Origin of the sequence: Microcoleus sp. Pol11C3, from assembly GCF_036701485.1 — a bacterium.
In the GTDB taxonomy this organism is placed as follows: domain Bacteria; phylum Cyanobacteriota; class Cyanobacteriia; order Cyanobacteriales; family Microcoleaceae; genus Microcoleus.
In genome coordinates, this window is the sequence record NZ_JAUBQW010000053.1 from 20,153 (window position 1) to 38,387 (window position 18,235).

Here is an 18,235-nt window from a genome sequence, read left to right on the forward strand (position 1 = left end):
CAAATTCAAAATCTAAAATCATATGCTTGGACTCATCAAACCTTTACAACAGTTAAGACGCAGAACTTCCCTCGGATGGCTGCAACTGAGTCACGACAAGGGGCGAATGGCCGTTGCAGTAGCAGGAATTGCCTTTGCTGACGTTTTGATGTTCATGCAGCTAGGCTTTCAAAATGCGCTTTACACCAGCAATACGCGGCTGCATCAAGCCTTGCAAACAGACTTAGTTTTGATTCACCCCCAAGCGCGAAATTTGATTAATTTGTCTTCCTTCCCCCGGCGCAGATTGTATCAAGCAATGAACGTACCGGGTGTGAAATCAGCAGAGCCGCTTTACGTGAAAATTGCTAACTGGAAAAATCCCGAAACTCGGCGCGAAACGTCGCTGATGGTGGTGGGTTTTAATCCGAATCGCCCTGCGTTTGCGCTTCCAGAAGTCAACCAAAATTTGAGCGCGATTAAATTGCCGGATACTGTGTTGTTCGATCGAGCTTCTAGGGGAGATTACCAAGGGACGATCGCGCAAATCGATCAAGGAAAAGCCGTTAAAGCTGAGGTCGAGCGACGCACGATTAACGTCAGCGGTTTATTCACAGTTGGAGCATCTTTTGCCGCCGACGGTATTTTGATGACTAGCGATCAAAATTACCTGCGCTTGTTTGCGAGACAAAACGCCGCGAGTGTTAATGCCGGATTAATTCAACTGCAACCGGGTGCTGACCCCGTGGAAGTTCAACAAGTTTTGAAAGCATACTTGCCTGCGGATGTCAAGGTACTAACCAAACAAGAATTTATCGATTTTGAGAAAAACTATTGGGCTAAGAATACTGCGATCGGCTTTGTCTTTAATTTAGGCGTCGCGATGGGTTTTGTAGTTGGGGTGATTATTGTTTATCAAGTTCTCTCAACCGATGTCAGCGACCACATGGGAGAATACGCTACTTTCAAAGCGATGGGCTACCGCAATGTTTATTTACTCGGCATCGTTTTTGAAGAAGCTCTAATTCTTTCCATACTCGGTTTTTTGCCAGGAGCAGGAGTCTCTTTCGGACTTTACTCTTTAACTCGCAAAGCTACAAATTTACCCCTTTATATGACGCTGCTTAGAGCAGTTATAGTATTACTTTTGAACGTGATTATGTGCAGTATTTCTGGATCAATTGCCACTCGCAAACTACAAGCAGCCGATCCAGCAGATATGTTTTAAAAGAAAATGAATGAGAGAGTATGAAAAACTTAATTGATGACTAAAAATATATGTTTATCATCCTTATCTTATTTTTTCTCTGCGTAATCGCGAACACCAGCGGTCGCTCCGACCAAATTGAAAAATCAGCCAACTATCTTGAAATTATCTGCGTTCATCTGCGTTCATCTGCGGTTGACATAGAAATCCAAAAATTAGGCAATGTTGTCTATTAATTAAAACTCAAACCTCAAACCAATAACGTATGAATTCAACAACTCTCTACCCAACAACCAACGCATTACAGATTCCGGCACCTGTAGTTTCCGCGCACCAACTCAACCACTACTTCGGTCAAGGTCAACTGCGAAAACAGGTACTCTTTGACATTAATCTCGAAATTAAAGCAGGTGAAATCGTGCTGATGACGGGGCCTTCCGGTTCGGGAAAAACCACGCTTTTAACTTTGATTGGCGGATTGAGATCAGGTCAATCGGGAAGTCTCAAAATTCTGGGTAAAGAAATGTGCAAAGCGAGTTCAGACGAATTGGTAAAGGCGCGGCGCAAAATAGGTTATATTTTTCAGGCGCACAACTTGCACCGCAGTTTGACTGCGCTGCAAAACGTGCAGATGGGTTTGGAAGTTCACGGCAATTTGTCGCGTTCTCAAATGCGCGATCGCTCTGCAAAAATGCTAGAGTTAGTAGGACTGGAACAGCGGATTAACTATTATCCAGATGACTTGTCGGGAGGACAAAAACAAAGAGTTGCGATCGCCCGCGCTTTGGTCAGTCAGCCGCAAATTGTTTTAGCAGACGAACCGACAGCCGCACTCGACAGCAAATCCGGTCGCGAAGTGGTGAATTTGATGCAGCAACTTGCCAAAGAGCAGGGTTGTACTATTTTGTTAGTAACTCACGATAACCGAATTTTGGATATTGCCGATCGCATTGTTCACATGGAAGATGGAAAATTAGCTTAATTTTTTAATTTCCGAAGAATAGACATCACCCATAACTCCCCCATTTTAAATTTTGGATGTCAAAATTTAATCCAAAATTGCCAAACCCCAATCTAAACTCGTCCTGGGACTGTTCACTAATTGCTAACAACCAATCCTTGCCGGTAAATCGCCAAATTTTGCAGGTACATTGCTTCGAGTTTGGGCATCGACGATTCCACGGAACCGCCATAACGCCGAAAAGAAGGCCAGATGTAAGCAAGTTTTCTCACTGCTGACTCCAATCGACCCGCTTCTATATCTTCTAATGCACCTTTTTCTCGGATTAACTCTACAGCTACAAGGTCTTGATTTTGCGGGCTGAAATCGCTGATGCTAAATTTTTTGGCAAATCTGTCCCAAGTGGTGCTGAGAAACTGATATCGCCCCGCTGCGTCCGAACAGAGTTTTTTGCCATAGCGGCGGCCGCACCTCATTTCCCTGGGATGATCTTGAAAGCTGACAAATGTGGTGCCTGTGTACTGGGTGCGGTAGCCTTCGGGAGTAGAGGTGCCTTCGGCGGCGGCAATCGTGTCGAGAAAGGCTTTCACTCGACGTTCCGGGCCGATGCTATCGAGTCTGTTATCGAGTCGGGACTCTGGTGAATTCAGGGTTGCAGTTTGGGGTGATCGATCGCGATCGATGTTATCCTCTCCTTTGTCTGGTGAATTGAGGGCCGCAACTTCCTGCAGGCGTTTCGGGGTGGGCGAGCTTTCTGCCGAGACCGATTGCCCCCACAGTCTCGGCGTCATTCGACCTAAGAAAAAGCACAAACAGATTAATAAAGTACACGAAAGTTTAAAACGGAGGCGTTTGGACAGTTGCCTGCGCGCCCGCACCGGCCACCCGTGCAGAGGGAGGGCTGCGGGCAAGATTCCCGTTTGCTGGCCGAAGGCGAACAGCGATTTCAGCGCTAGCAAGGTTTGTTTGTAGAAACGGGCTGCAAGTTTCCGAGCTCTCATTGCTGCAGCGAAAGTCTCGACATCAGTCAGAGTGACTTCTGCCAGCGGTTTTTCTACAAACAGCCGAAAACGGTTGGCCGCCTGCCAGCTAAAGCGCTTGCTGCGGGGGGATTTGCGCTCCACCCACAGGCGAATTAGCTCGATGTCTGAAATGGGTTGCAGATGGCTTCCCAGATGTTCTGGCGCGTACAAGAGTACCTCCTGATATCACTTATAGTTGAAGGTTCCCACTTAGAACGGATGAGTGAAACAGGGATCAAGGGAAACTGGCTTCAACCATATTAAGTGATACTACTAAGCGCTCACGGGGTCAAGCTCAAGGGCCGATGGTTCGAGCAGTTGAGTGTAAAGTTGACTGAGTTGGGAGGCGATACCGTCCCAACTGAAATAGGTTTCGACGCGCTGGCGGGCGCTGTGTCCGAGTTGCTGGCGCCATACTGAGTCAAGTAATAAGCGATCGATCGCATCGGCAAAGGCTGCTTCATTTTTCGGCGGCGCGAGCAAACCTGTTTCTTGTGGCACTACAGTATATTTCAGCCCTCCCACGTCGGAGGCAATTACGGGCGTGCCGCAGGCCATCGCTTCCAGGGCGACTAAACCCAAGGGTTCGTAGTGGCTGGGAACGACGCACACATCGGCGGCGGCGTAGTAGGCGGGGAGAAGTTCTCGGCTCAAGGCGCCGGAAAAACTGGTAATGTCGCTCAGGCCGAGTTCTTCAAGTATGCTGCCGATACGATCGCGCTCTTTGCCGTCGCTTTCCCCCGCGCGCCACCGGCCGCCAATTATAAGTTTTAAATCGGCTTTGGGCACGGCCGACATACTGACGGCGCGGACTAAGGTTTCGATGCCCGATCGGGGGTCGAAACTGCCGACGTAAAACACGACTTTGGTTTCGGGGGCTATTCCCAACTCGCGGCGGGCCCTCGATCTGGCGATCGAGCCGAACCTTTCAATGTCGGTACCGCAGGAAATGATGTCAATATTGCCTTTTGAGGAAACCAGAGACCTCATGTGTTCTTTTTCTTGGGGACTGGTAGCCACCACGCGATCGGCTGTTTCCAGAAGTGTTTTTTCTACTTGAAGCCTGGTTTTGGCGATCGTCGGAATTGTCGAAACCGACTTGTATTTAACTGCTGCCAAAGAATGGTAAGTGTGAACTTGCAGCAGAGGTTGCGATTTTTTCAACTCCATTCCCACCCAAGAAGACAGCCAGTAATTCGTGTGAACTAAGAGATATTGAAAGCCTGATTCTAACTGAAACTTCTGAAATTCTTGAACAAAGACTGGTAAATATCCGTATAGTTCGTCGCAGGGAATAAATTCTTGTGGCCCTGCTACTAGCCGAATTGTCCGGCAATTGGGACTGTGCTGTACAATCCTTGCTTGTTGGCGATCGGATGAGCGGGTGAACATATCAACTTGCCACCCCTGTTTAGCCAGAGCTTCGCCTACTTGACGCACGTAAACATTTTCCCCGCCCGCTTCTTCTTGGCTAATTTCCACAGAGGGATCACTGTGTACGGAGATAAGAGCGATGCTTTTTTTAGTTAATGAAATCATGATTGTTTACCAAAATTTAAAAATAATTCAGAAGAAAATTAAAAATGCAATTTTTGCTGATGCGCCGGGACTGGAATCTTCTAGCTAATTTGTATTAAAGTGAAAATGGGGGATCGATCAATCATCCTTCAGGGATAAGTTCCAGGGAAAAATTCACAGACGACTTCCTTCTGCTGACAGAGACGTGCAGCAGCTCAAACTTTAGATAATCAAAATATAAATGAACGAGGGTTAAGGGAATTTTCCGTATTCTGGCCGCTCTCAAACTCGCACCTCCTAGCCATATCTAAGTCGAGCCTGCTTTCAGCTTGCTGCTAGAGATGCGAGGTCAGCAGAAGGTAGAATATTACTCCTCTGAATAAATAACTCGGGCTTTCGAGAAAGCAGAAGTCGGTCGTTCCGAAGACCGGATGTTACATGGCAAGCGAAAAAAAAGCAAAGTTATTGCATTCAAAATTTTTCTTTCGTTCCGCCTTGCACCTTCTGCCTTTTTCCCTCTTCCTTGTTGCTTCTTCTGTCAAACCCGGAGTGCGAGTTTAACCTCAAATTTCCGGTTTGTCTAATGTTAAGAGTTCTTCCGAGATTTGCGTGCGGAGGATTCTCCGTTTTCGCTGTTGAGGATATTGTTTCGCGAACCGGGCATTCTGGAACCGTATCGGTTAGTCCAAACTTGGGTAAACTCGGCACCTAAGAAGAGAATTTGAGCGGAATAATTAATCCAAAGCAGGATAATCACGAACGAGCCCGCAGCACCGTAGGTAGAGGCGATACCGCTACCTCCGAGGTAAACTCCAATTATGGATTTGCCGATCGTAAACAGCACTGAGGTGATGGCGGCGCCGATCCAAACATCATTCCAGGCAAGATGGACATCGGGCAAGAGTTTGTAAATTAAGGCAAAAAGCAGCGTAACTACACCAAAGGAGATAGCAAAGTCCACAATCTGCCAAATGCCGACTGGTAAGTGCAGCAACCCATTCAACCAATAGCTGACGGCGGCTAAAATAGCGCTAATGACTAAAGATACTAGCAGTAGAAAGCCTATGCCTAAAATCATTGCAAAAGACAATACGCGGTCTTGCAGGAATCCCCATATGCCTCGTCCCGGAGGCGGTGAAACATTCCAAATAGTATTGAGGGCTTCTTTAAGGTTAGTAAACACATTGGAAGCGCCCCACAAAAGTGTAGCGAGGCCGACTATAGTAGCAATCATTCCCGACTTGGGTTCGGAGGCTTTGAGGATGAGTTCTTGGACTGTTTGGGCGCCATCTTTGCCGATTAAACTTTGGAGTTGGGCGACGATTTGACCTTGGGCTGCGTCTGCACCAAAGACTAAACCGACGATCGCAATTACTATAATTAGCAGCGGGGCGAGCGAGAAGACTGTGTAATAGGCTAGGGCGGCGGCTAAGGTTGGCGCTTTATCTTCTTGCCATTCAGTAAAAGTTTGTTTGAGCAGCGATATGACTGTTTTTAATTTCACGGCTTTTGGTTTCCTTATACTTAGCATTCACCCAGAGATTTTAAGAGGTTAGGGGTTTTTTAGCGTCGGCCACAAGATAGATTTATCGATTAGCAAATTCGCCAAATTACTTTTATGTCAGATTCCTACACAACTGTTAACAGCACCGAGATAAAATCTTCCAAAAAAGCAATTTCTTGGGCCAAAATGAGCGCATTAGTAGCGGTGGTCAATTTCTTGCTGGTGCTTTTTCATTTCAGTTACCTTCAGTTGCGGCCTGTTTATCAGAGCTTTTTTCCGGGTTTAGTTAAAATTTATGACCCGATTAAAGGCATTGATTCGAGTTTAGCTAATCCCGAATATTTGAAAAGCGCTGACCAGTTTTGGCGAATTGATACCTTTTTTATCGGTTTTTTTGGGGCGGAGTTTTTGATTAAAAGTCTGTTCCACACCCGCCGTAAACCCGGGGTAACTTGGTTTGATTTTGTGCTGAGGCGCTGGTACGAGGTGTTTCTGGTGATACCGATTTGGCAGGTGTGCCGCATTCTGCCGGTATTGGTGCGGCTGCACAAGTCGGGTTTGGTGAATCTCGATCGGGCAGTTGCTCAAGTTACCTACGAACCGGTGGCTTATTTAGCCAATACAATGTCGGAATACATGATGGTGCGGTTTATCAATCAAGCTAAAAGTTCGATCAAACAGGGCGACGCTGCACAGATGTTGCTGGCGCAGCAGCCGTACCTTCACGTCAATCAGGAAAATACGATCGAACAAATTACCAAGCGGATTTTGGATCTGACAATTTACAAAGTTTTGCCGCAGGTGCAACCGGATTTGGAAGAATTGCTGCACCACAATTTGGAAACAACAATCAAACAGTCGGATTTTTATCAAATCCTGCAAAATTTCTCTCCGATTAACATTTTGCCGACTGAGATGACGGAACAGCTAGCGAATTATTTGGCTCAAACTGCTGTGAATGTGGTATCTACTACTTATGAAGACGATAAAGGTAGAAAAATTCTCGATAATTTCAGCCAAGAATTTAATCAAAGTTTGCGGCGGGAATTGCAAGATGAGAAAACTCTCGGGGAATTGCAGTCGCTACTGTCGGATTTGTTGGAAGAAGTGAAGTTGAATTACATTCAGGGCGGGTTGAATTCCGATCCGGTGCAGACTTTTACGGAAATTAACTCGCTCCGGGGAGTAAGGGAGAGTTGATGCAGCAATGAGTTCCGGTGTTGTGAATTAGATTCTTTTTTTACTCACATCTTGCATTATTGTGAAGAACAGGCAAGATGCCTGTTGCACAAGAGATGAATTTTATTGTGGAACAGGCATCTTGCGTCAAGAACAGGCAAGATGCCTGTTGCACAAGAGATGAATTTTATTGTGGAACAGGCATCTTGCCTGTTCCTAAAAAAGTAATTGATAACGGTGCAATATCTCAGTTAAAACGAACCGCGAAGACGCCAAGGGCGCGAAGGAAGAGAAGAGAAAGAGTTCACAAGTTCTACGGGTAAGGTGCGCGGCCTCGCGCACCTACGAATCAGGGTAGGGGGGATATCCGAAATCTCGGGGAATAAACCTATCTGAATTCCAAGCTAAAATAAAAGAATTAACCTAAAACCTCTATCATATTAGATATCTATCTTGAACAACCTTACTTGCCTGGAAATAGAAGTCGCTCAAACAATGCTGAGATTAGCAATGTTGCTGGGCTTAACACTTTTAATCGCCTTTTTTGTGGCGTCAGAACTAGCATTAGTATCAGCCGATCGCCATCAAATCCGCCAACTCGCCCACTTGGACGATCGCCCAACCGCTAAAACCGCCGAACTCGTCCACCAAGCTCAAAACAACATACCGCATTACCTGTCTGTGACTCAAACTGGCACAACAGCAGGGAGTTTGCTGTTGGGTTGGTTGGGTGAGGGAGCGACTGTACACTGGATCGAACCGTGGATCGACAAATTGCCGATCGGTCATTTGCCGGCCGTGCTGACTGCTCATTCGATCGCAGTTCCCGCCGCTTTTATTTTAGTAACTTACATAGAAATAGTCTTAGGAGAACTAATCCCCAAAGTATTAGCAAACCACGCCCCAGAACGCACCGCTTTGCTGCTGATGCCGGCCCTCGAAATCTGCTCAAAATTACTGTGGCCGCTGCTAACAGTTCTCAACGGTACCGTGCGGCTGCTGACCGGTTGGATTACCAGTAAAGAGTCTCAACCGTTGCTGTTACCTTCCGAAGCAACTCTCGTTCAAAAAGATGCTCATTCGGCACTAATTTCTGGCCTATGGGAAGTGACAGCAGTTAACGAAAAACTCGGCTTAAATCTGCCAACTAACCAAGCTTACCAAACAATCGCCGGATTCGTGATCCACAATTTAGGTAAAATGCCCAATCAAGGCGATCGGCTATTGTGGGACGAGTTGGAAATAGAAGCAGCATATGTAGTAGAAGGCAGTTTAGAAACAGTGCTAGTGCGTCAGGTAACTCGCCCCTTATTTGAGACTCAGCAGCCAGAACTCGTGTTAAATTAAATTACTACGCGTAGGCACAATGATTTCTCAAATCTTTCTCTTCCCTTCTATTCTCTTCCTTCGTGTCATAAGCGTCTTCGCGGTTCGTTTCAATCCTGAGATTTGAGATTAGCAACTAATCCCAAATCTCAAAATCTGCGCCTTTCATCACCCAACAGCCACCTTAACGGCCCCCCCAACAAACTGCTCGTAATCCTCCAACAACCACGGAGGCAAACAAGTATTCGCATCCTGAACCCGCAACTGTCCAGGGCGACAATACAGCATCGCCGCCAACAAATTATTTACAGCTTGAGGCGCTCCAAACCCTTTACTCAACTCAACAACCAACGAGTTAAAAGACTCGCGATCGCTCTCATTTAATGGCTCGTTAATAAACCCGCTGCCCAGCATTGCTTTGTAACCCTTCCCAAAATCGCTCCGGTACAAAACTTCTACTTGTTCGCCGGAAACGCTCAGCCACAAATCGGCAATTTGCTTGCGAGTATGCCGCAAATCTGCTATTACCAATTCAGCCGTCGGGTCGATTTCATAGAGATTGACCGCAGCAGTTAATTGATTGAGAAACTGCGGCAGATAATCGGGTTTTGCAAGTGTTGGTTCTGTTGTCGCGAATACGCTCTCAAACACCTTTTCGTAATCTTCAAGCAACCACTGCGGCAAGCGGGTGCGAGCATCGGGAACCCGCATTTTTCCCGGAACAAAATACAGCATTGCCCCCAGCAGAGCATTGATAGCTTGAGGCTGCACCAACCCTTTACTAATGTCGGTCAATTGCTGCAAAAATTTTTGTTCTGCTTCAGTCATTGCTTCTGCGTGCAAGCCACAGCTAAGTAGTGCTTGATATCCCTTGCGAACTTCTCCTCGGTAAAAACTTTCCAGTTTCTCTGAAGGAACAATCAGCCAAAAATCAGCCATTTGTTTTCGGATTTGGCGAAGTTCCAAAACTACCGATTCCTCCGAAGGATCGATACGGTAAAGATTGACGCATCCTAACAGTTGATTCGCAAATTGTGGCGATTGAATGTATTGAGCTAGCAAGTCAGAACTTGAATCAGACTTGACGGCGGCTTCAGTCTCAAAAACTTGTTCGTAATCCCCAATTAACCAGTGCGGCAAACGGTTGCGAGCGTCGGGAATTCGCATGGTTTCCGGCGGGAAATACAGCATCGCCGCCAGCAATGCGTTGACAGCTTTCGGATGCACTAATCCTTTGCTAATCTGGGTTAATTGCTGCAAAAATATTTGTTCGCTTTCTATCATCGGTTGACGTTGGAAGCCGCTCTTGAGCAGGATTTGATAGCTGTTACCGGGCGCGCTTTTGTAGGCGGTTTCGAGGTTTTCGGTGGGAACGTTGAGCCAAAAATCAGCGATTTGTTTACGGATTTGACGCAGTTCGGATATTGCTGAGATGTTTGATGAGTTTCTTTGGTAAAGGTTGATGGCATTCGAGAGAAGATCGCCCAAATCTGCCTGTTTGGGAATGCTATCCTGTAAGCTGCGGGATGCTTCCTGGTGGCTGGTTTGCCATTTGCCAAAGAGTTCTTGGAATAATTTGCCGATCGCCCCAGAGTATGCAACACTGTCAAAACAAGCCGGATTAGCTGGCATTTTTTGCTGAATTTCCTGGCGATAGCGCTGCCGAAGTTCAGGATTAGTGCCGAGAGTAACTGCTAGTTGAATGTAAGATGCTTCGCTATTGGCAATTAAATGCGGCATAGAGAGCGATCGTAACACAGCGGCCCCCATTCTCGATCGCAAAGTATCGCCATCCCTAACCACCGTTGGAAGTCCCACCTCTAGCGGATCTACAAGAGAAGTCGTCCCCGCATAGGGATAGGAATCCAAATAAACATCCCCCAACTTCAAAACTTCTTTAACATCCGCACGGTTAGGAAAACTCTTCAACACCCGCAAACGATTACTCTCAATGCCATACTTAGCAAAAACGGCTTTCATATTATTCACAAAAGCCCCCCCAGGATAATGATTAGTCCAGCTAGGGCCGAAGGGCATTAACAACAGCACAGAATTAGGAACAGCCGCCAGAATCTTTGCCCATGTTTCCCTTAACTCCGGCACTAGCTTATACAAATTCGCACTCGAAATAAAGACAACCGATTCCTCGGAAAGGCCGATACTATTTCTGGTGAAATTAATGTTAGGAGTGTAAGGTTCGAGGGTATAGCTAAAACAGCAGCCCGGCCCATCAATAGTTGCTAATTCCTCGCGATAATGCTCCTGTCCTTCAGGTGCAGGTTCCATCAACTTACCAGCAATGTAATAGTCAATGTGTCGCATTCCTGTGGTAATGGGAGAATTAAAACAGGTAGTTTGTACCCGCGCCAATCGATGCAGCGCCAGTAAACTAATCGGATGAGTAACCGCAGTAATATTGGTAGCAATCAGCAGAATATCTAAGTCATCAGCGCGGATTGTCTGAACTTGATTCGCCAAATCATTAGACAGTTTAACCAGTCTGTCAGCGCGACTCTGACAATACTGTTCGAGTTTATTCCCGTCGAGATTGAGAGCGTATAAAATAATTTCAAATTGCTCTCGATTCAGATATTCAAAAGCGGGCAAGGTAGCGAAAGTTTCCGTCATCGCCCCGAAATGTTTAGTCAGGACACCGAGGCGAATTTTCTGCCTGTTTGCAGGTCTAGCCGGAAAAATGCAATCAATCGCAGCCCCACGATTTTTCATGGCATATTCAATAATATCTGCCCGCTTTGTGTAGATATCCTTGAGATTTTTACTATTGAAGTACAGAGGAATAAAGTTAGCACTTTGGGTAAAAAACCAAGCGATGTCCTGCCACACTTGCGAGTTTTGGTTCTTGAAGATATTGCTATGCAAATAACTGACCCATCCCTGGACATACTGGCAATAATTGTCAGCCTCTCCTATTTCTTGAAAGAGAGTAGGCGCGGCAAACATAAATTTGAGATAGTCGTTGACAAACCAATTAGGTATAGCTGCATTTTCATAGTTCAGCAGTAACTGATCTGCACGACGATAGAGGGCGGCTGCTAGTAGGTAGTTAATATCTTTGGGATTTTTAACTCCCTGGGAGAGATGCGATGCTAGTCGATCGATAACAGTCTTTTCGGCATCTGTCAGCGCTTCATCTTTGATATTGCTGTTTAGCACTAGCTGATGCGCCTTACCAGCATCACCGCCATAGGCATTTGCCAGTTGTTCGGCGGGCAGATTCAGCCAATAATTGGCAAGTTGCTGCCGGCATTGGCGGATGTTAGCAAGGTTTACTTCATTAGCTTGGTCTTTTTGATACTCTCCCACATATTGGGACAGCAAAGTTAAAAATTGTTCGGGTTTGTTAAATTCAACTAACTCATTAGCTATTAAATTGCCGTGTTGCTGCAAAATCTGCTGTGACCAACGCACTTCTTCCGGTTTGTAAAGTTGAGAGTGGAGGTGAATAATTGTAGCTCTCATTAAGTCTAATTTTGGGCGATCGCCAGCCATTTTTTGGGTTCTGCTAGAGCCGTCGCCGTGCTGCCTGTAATAGAGGTAAGGCTTAGGTAATCGATCGCCTAACCAGCCTTTTTCATAGGCAGAAACCCAAAATTCCCAATCTTCGCATCCCAGCTTCATCACTTTTTTCAAGCCGCCTATTTGCTCGTAAATCTCCCTTCTAAATAGGGAAGTAGCAGGAGCTTGATTGTCTCTCAAAAACCGATTGACATCAAAGTCACCGTGAACAACTAAATCGCAGTTGGCTCCGAAGTGCTGCACATCTGTATATACAAAACCAACCTTGGGTTTTGCTAATAAAATTTCCACGCACTCCTCTAGAAATTTGGGATGAAGTTTATCATCAGCATCTAGGAATAAAATAAACTTTCCTGATGACTGCTGAACGCCAAGATTTCTGGAATCAGCGGGCCCCGTGTTGGGTTTATCTATGAGGCGAAGCGATTTTTGAGGATACAGTTTAATTAAATAATGGGCTAAGTTGCTGGTATCATCAGTGCTGCCATCATTGACAATTATGCACTCCCAGTTTGGATAACTTTGACTGACAACACTTTCAACAGCTTCTCTGAGTAAAGTTGCGTGATTGTAGCAGGGAATGATGACGCTGACGAGTGTTTCTGCGGAGGTGCGGTAGGGCATGGCATTTAGCTGTGATGGAGAGATTGAAACAGGTAATGTAGTGGCTGGTTTTACACCTCGGCGGGTGATCCCATATTCATCCCATATTTGCCGAGTTTCTTGGTACGATATGGGCGATGAATGTTGCAAACCTTGTTGATTGTCGTAGTACAAGCCGAGAATTTCTGGCAAGTGCACAATGTTTTCGCTTTTGCCAATCCGCAGCCAAAATTCGTAATCGCCAGCAGCCGTAAATTCTGTTCGGAAATAGCCGTATTTTTCGTGGAGCGATTTTTTCCACATCGGCTGGGGGCCAATAATGCAGCGCCGTTCGAGTTCGCTGTAGTCAAAGGCTGGCCAATTCCAGCCCTGTGCGGCTTGGGTTTTGGCAAAGATATCGTTAACTGTGCTGGTGATTAATTGATCTGCATAAACCAGACTTACTTCGGCGTTTTTATCCAAGTATTTCGCCATGATTTCTAGGGCATCGGGGCGATGTCTGTCATCGGTATTAGCATTAGTCATGTAAGCTCCACGCGACATCTTAATGCCTCGATTCCAGGCTGCATATAGTGTTTCGCGGTCAGAAGTGCGAGCGTACACAATATTGGGATATTTCGCTTGAAATTCCCGCACGACAGACTGTTCATTTTCTTGGGAACCGCTGTCAATTACTATGATTTCGAGTTTGCCTTTTTTGTACAGTGTTTGATCTACCAAGTCGTGCAAGCAGCCACGGATAAATTTTTCGGAATTGTAGGTAGAAACGATGGCCGATACTTTAAAAGCTGAGGGGACAGGCTGGGAGTTCTCACCATTCCCTAATTCCCCCTGCAAGCCTGCATCAATTGGCGGTTGAACTGAAGCATTCTCCGAATGCGTGCGATCGGCGACTTGAACCAAAACTGAGCTAACAGTTGCAGCCATTTTCGACCAGGAAAACTTCTTAGCTTGCTCTAACCCCGCCGCAATTAATGAGTTGCGGACACCGGGCTTCTGTATTTCCCGCAAAGCATTGACAAGCCCACTAACATCATCTCCGTCCACATAAACCGCTGCTTGTCCTGCTACTTCGGGAATCGAACCGTTTGGACAGGTGATGACTGGACAACCGCAAGCCATTGCCTCAAGGACTGGCAACCCAAAGCCTTCATATTTAGATGGATAAACTAACACTGAAGCACCCGAATAAGCAGCCCTCAGTTCGCTGTCGCTTAGTTGTAGCGTGTGGACAGTATTCCCAGAACCGTATAATTTCAACTCTGGTTCTAATACAGGTTTGCCACCTGCACAGACTATATCAAAGTTAAACTTGTTGGCAAGTTGAGAAAAGGCTTTGAAGAATAATATCCCGTTCTTGTAACCATGCCAGCCTACCCTTTCGCCTACCAAAAGAAAATAGGGCTTGTTAATGCTGTACTTTGACTTAAAACCTGCGATTTCTTCTCTATCTGCTGGCGAGAAATTGGCATCAATTCCGCAGTGCGCTACAGCGACAGAAGTTGAAGAGATATGCGGAAAAACCTTTACTAAATCGCGGGCTGTGTTTTCGGAAATGGTGATGTAGGCCGAGGCATGGCGGATACCGCAATGCTTTTCTCTCCACTCGGAATGACCCATATGTTGCCCCATCAACTCTGGGATCATGTCATAGGCCATGAATACCGATGGCGTTGACAAAGGCGTTGTATAATAAGTAGAAATAAATAAATCGGCTTTTTCTTCATCGCAGATTTGTTGGAGCATTTGGCGGTCTGCATCGGTTTTGCTGTAGTCGTAGCGGGCTACATTCCGGTACTGGATACCTGGAATTTTGGGGGCTGTACCCTCTCTGTCAAGAACTATAATGTTTTTGGCAAAACCATTTTCTGCCCAGTTTACTAGCAGCGATTTCCAGACGCGACCAATGCCGGTGCTGTTGAGCTGATAAAATACGCCGTCAATAACAATTTTTCTACTTGTTTTAGGAGGTAGGGCTGCGGGAGTTATCATTGATTTGCGGTTCTCTCTGTCTGCAATTTTTCTCAGGGCTTCCTCGTAATCCTGTTGTAGTAATGAGGTTTTTTTCAATTCCGGCTCTTTGTAAGATGATAAGCTTTTAAAAAGTTGAGGCTGAATTTCCTTGTCTGAGAAAAGATGCAAAGAATCGCCGTTAGAGTAAAAGTTTAAATTAAATTTTTCGGCAATAATCGAGAGGGCTTTGCTGGTATAAATAGAAATGTGCTGACCTTCATCTAGCGCATAGTACCACCATTCGCTGGGCTTGGGATTGTTTGCTGGCAGCAGTTTTGTACTGAATAAAATATTTCGGGAAAATTTGAAGATTTTTTGGATCTCCTCCAGCGGCTTAACAAAATGCTCAAATACTTCAAAAGCGGTCACTAATTCGTAGCTGTAGCTGCTATTTTCGTCTGCTTCAAATCCTTGGGAAAATATATTTCTGCAATATTTATCGTGCCAGGAAAAATTAAATCCTAAATCTCTCATCATCCGAACAAATACACCGTATCCGCCCCCGTAGTCTAAAAATTTAGCGCTGTGATCGAACAAATTAAAAATAATACTATTGGCAGCGGTTGAGAACATCGTGCTTCTCGATAACATTCCCACGTCGCTGCTAGCTATGGCTTCTGAATAAGCCTCATCAAGCCAGTAGGGTTCTTCTGTTTGAACAAAACCACAATTTGAGCATTGAAAATACTCGACGTTATATTTTTTTAGTACCCTAGCCGCAGCAAAGGTGTTTGTTGGAGAATCACAAATATTGCACTTCATTTTGATTATTTAAACTTACAAAATTATTCAAATGACTGTCTGTATTGGAATGCCGAATATTTCTGAGACTTAACTCAATCTTTAATATTCTTAAGTGATTGCAGTGCGATCGGCTAGACTGTTTTTATGCTGACGATTGAACTCTTCGGACGGTTCCTCAAGGGTTTACCGTTATGTATACAGCTTATGAATCAACAGGAACATCCTACACCAATGGAGCCCCGACTCAGATATCCGATCGGGAGTCAGCCCCATCAGGATTACTGCGACTAAAGGCTTGACAAATTTGAATTTATGGTATAAGTGACTCGTGATTAGCGCACCCGCATTTCCTGACGACGCTCAGGGCAGTTCGGTTTCCACGACCTCACCTCAGACCGCTGCAGCATGGCCGGGATTCCTCACCACCCAAAAACAAGTTATAATTACGTTAAGATTGATAAACATAAATAAAAATTCCCAAATCACAGGGACTAAAAATTAGGAGATCGACCTCGGTGAATAAACGCTGGAGAAACGCTGGCCTGTACGCACTTCTGGCTATTGTAGTCATTGCCTTAGCAACCGCATTTTTTGATAAACAGCCCCCAAGCCGGGAAATCTGGAAGTATAGTCAATTCATTCAGGAAGTCGAAGGCAAGAGAGTAGACAAAATAAATATCAGTTCCGATCGCAGCAAAGCCCTCGTCACAGCCCAAGACGGCAACAAAGTGATCGTTAACCTGCCCAACGACCCAGAACTGATCAACATCCTGAGCAAAAATAACGTAGATATTTCAGTTCTGCCCCAAAGCGACGAAGGCTTCTGGGTAAAAGCCCTCAGCAGCCTGTTCTTCCCGATTCTGCTTTTGGTCGGACTGTTTTTCCTGGTGCGGCGCGCCCAAAACGGGCCCGGCAACCAAGCCATGAACTTCGGCAAATCCAAAGCTAGAGTCCAAATGGAGCCACAAACTCAGGTGACTTTCGGCGACGTGGCCGGCATTGAACAAGCCAAGCTAGAGCTCGCAGAAGTCGTGGACTTCCTGAAAAATGCAGACCGCTTCACCGCAGTCGGCGCCAAAATCCCTAAAGGCGTGCTGCTAGTCGGCCCTCCCGGAACTGGCAAAACCCTGCTGGCAAAAGCAGTGGCTGGAGAAGCAGGCGTTCCCTTCTTCTCGATTTCCGGTTCAGAATTTGTGGAAATGTTCGTGGGTGTGGGTGCTTCCCGCGTCCGCGACTTGTTTGAACAAGCTAAATCGAACGCTCCTTGTATCGTATTTATCGATGAAATTGACGCGGTAGGTCGCCAGCGGGGAGCTGGTTTGGGCGGTGGTAACGACGAACGGGAACAAACCCTGAACCAGTTGCTGACCGAAATGGACGGCTTTGAGGGCAATACTGGCATCATTCTGATTGCTGCCACAAACCGCCCCGATGTGCTCGATGCGGCGCTGCTGCGTCCAGGTCGCTTCGATCGCCAAGTTGTAGTCGATCGCCCCGACTTCGGAGGCCGCCTAGAAATTCTCAACGTTCACGCCCGCGGCAAAACTTTGTCGAAAGACGTGGACTTGGAAAAAATTGCCCGCCGGACACCTGGTTTCACAGGTGCGGATTTGGCAAACCTGCTCAACGAAGCAGCAATTTTGGCCGCCCGCCGCAACTTGACCGAAGTCTCGATGGATGAAGTCAATGATGCGATCGACCGCGTGCTCGCTGGCCCAGAAAAGAAAGACCGCGTGATGAGCGAAAAGCGCAAAACTTTGGTAGCTTACCACGAAGCCGGTCACGCTTTAGTCGGCGCGCTGATGCCCGATTATGACCCCGTGCAGAAAATTAGCATTATCCCCCGCGGCCGCGCTGGCGGTTTGACTTGGTTCACACCCAGCGAAGATCGGATGGATTCTGGCTTGTATTCTCGGTCTTACTTGCAAAATCAAATGGCGGTAGCTTTGGGCGGCCGCATTGCTGAAGAGATTGTCTTCGGCGAAGAAGAAGTAACAACCGGTGCATCGAACGACTTGCAGCAAGTGGCAAGAGTAGCGCGCCAAATGGTGACTCGCTTCGGAATGAGCGATCGGCTAGGCCCTGTAGCTCTCGGTCGCCAACAAGGCAATATGTTCATGGGTCGCGATATCATGGCTGAACGCGATTTCTCTGAAGAAACTGCTGCGACGATCGATGATGAAGTGCGTTTGTTGGTAGAGCAAGCTTACCACCGCGCTAAAGATGTACTCGTTGGCAACCGCCATGTCCTTAATGCTTTGGCAGATATGCTAGTTGAAAAGGAAACTGTCGATGCGGATGAATTGCAAAATTTGTTAGCTAATAGCGATGTGAAAATGGCGACGATCGCCTAATCAATTTTGGATTTTGGATTTTGGATTTTAGATTAAATCTAAAGTTTGAAATCAATAATTGGGGTGATTCTGGGATTGTCGGGAATCGCCCCGATTTTTTTGTGGGCACACAGGAAGCAGCGAAAAAAAGCATTGGAGTAGTAAACCATGATCGTCACTGAAGATAGAGCGCGTGAACTTGCACTTGATTGGGTAGAAGCTTGGAATACTCATATAGTCATTTCAAATAAGTATGAGACACTATTCATGCACAATAAGCACGAATAATTTCATCAAGAGATGTGCCAG

10 protein-coding genes are annotated in these 18,235 nt (G+C 46.2%); 6 read left to right on the forward strand and 4 right to left on the reverse strand.

Features of this window, described 5'->3' with window-relative positions; translation table 11 throughout:
* Positions 1-22 precede the first annotated feature (22 nt).
* From devC to QUA40_RS14115, 3 genes are read left to right on the forward strand one after another with little or no spacing between them, the layout of a single operon-like run.
* Complete coding sequence (devC, locus tag QUA40_RS14105; RefSeq protein WP_333126717.1) at positions 23-1,207, forward strand: ABC transporter permease DevC; 1,185 nt, start codon at positions 23-25, stop codon at positions 1,205-1,207.
* Positions 1,208-1,257: 50 nt separating this feature from the next.
* Positions 1,258-1,422, forward strand: coding sequence for a hypothetical protein (locus QUA40_RS14110; RefSeq protein WP_333126720.1), 165 nt, complete (start codon positions 1,258-1,260; stop codon positions 1,420-1,422).
* Between the two features lie 29 nt (positions 1,423-1,451).
* Entirely contained in the window at positions 1,452-2,168 is a 717-nt protein-coding gene (locus QUA40_RS14115) for a DevA family ABC transporter ATP-binding protein (RefSeq protein WP_333126723.1), read from the forward strand.
* Between the two features lie 116 nt (positions 2,169-2,284).
* On the opposite strand, the gene QUA40_RS14120 is transcribed toward QUA40_RS14115, so the two are convergent.
* From QUA40_RS14120 to QUA40_RS14130, 3 genes are all read right to left on the reverse strand, one after another.
* Complete coding sequence (locus QUA40_RS14120) at positions 2,285-3,340, reverse strand: glycoside hydrolase family 104 protein (RefSeq protein WP_333126725.1); 1,056 nt, start codon at positions 3,338-3,340, stop codon at positions 2,285-2,287.
* Between the two features lie 102 nt (positions 3,341-3,442).
* Positions 3,443-4,708 (reverse strand): glycosyltransferase, encoded by a 1,266-nt coding sequence (locus QUA40_RS14125; protein ID WP_333126727.1) that lies wholly within the window; start codon positions 4,706-4,708, stop codon positions 3,443-3,445.
* Between the two features lie 565 nt (positions 4,709-5,273).
* Positions 5,274-6,191, reverse strand: coding sequence for a YihY/virulence factor BrkB family protein (locus QUA40_RS14130; RefSeq protein WP_333126729.1), 918 nt, complete (start codon positions 6,189-6,191; stop codon positions 5,274-5,276).
* Positions 6,192-6,305: 114 nt separating this feature from the next.
* Here QUA40_RS14130 and QUA40_RS14135 point away from each other — a divergent pair, with 114 nt between their 5' ends.
* Positions 6,306-7,391, forward strand: coding sequence for a hypothetical protein (locus QUA40_RS14135; protein ID WP_333126732.1), 1,086 nt, complete (start codon positions 6,306-6,308; stop codon positions 7,389-7,391).
* A 432-nt stretch (positions 7,392-7,823) separates the two neighbouring features.
* Positions 7,824-8,717 carry a CNNM domain-containing protein gene (locus tag QUA40_RS14140; RefSeq protein WP_333126734.1) on the forward strand — a complete coding sequence of 298 codons (894 nt, stop codon included), beginning with the start codon at positions 7,824-7,826 and terminating at the stop codon, positions 8,715-8,717.
* A 147-nt stretch (positions 8,718-8,864) separates the two neighbouring features.
* On the opposite strand, the gene QUA40_RS14145 is transcribed toward QUA40_RS14140, so the two are convergent.
* Complete coding sequence (locus tag QUA40_RS14145) at positions 8,865-15,611, reverse strand: glycosyltransferase (protein WP_333126736.1); 6,747 nt, start codon at positions 15,609-15,611, stop codon at positions 8,865-8,867.
* 497 nt (positions 15,612-16,108) lie between these two features.
* On the opposite strand from QUA40_RS14145, the gene ftsH3 reads away from it, so the two are divergent.
* Complete coding sequence (ftsH3, locus tag QUA40_RS14150) at positions 16,109-17,947, forward strand: ATP-dependent zinc metalloprotease FtsH3 (protein ID WP_333126739.1); 1,839 nt, start codon at positions 16,109-16,111, stop codon at positions 17,945-17,947.
* Positions 17,948-18,235 lie beyond the last annotated feature (288 nt).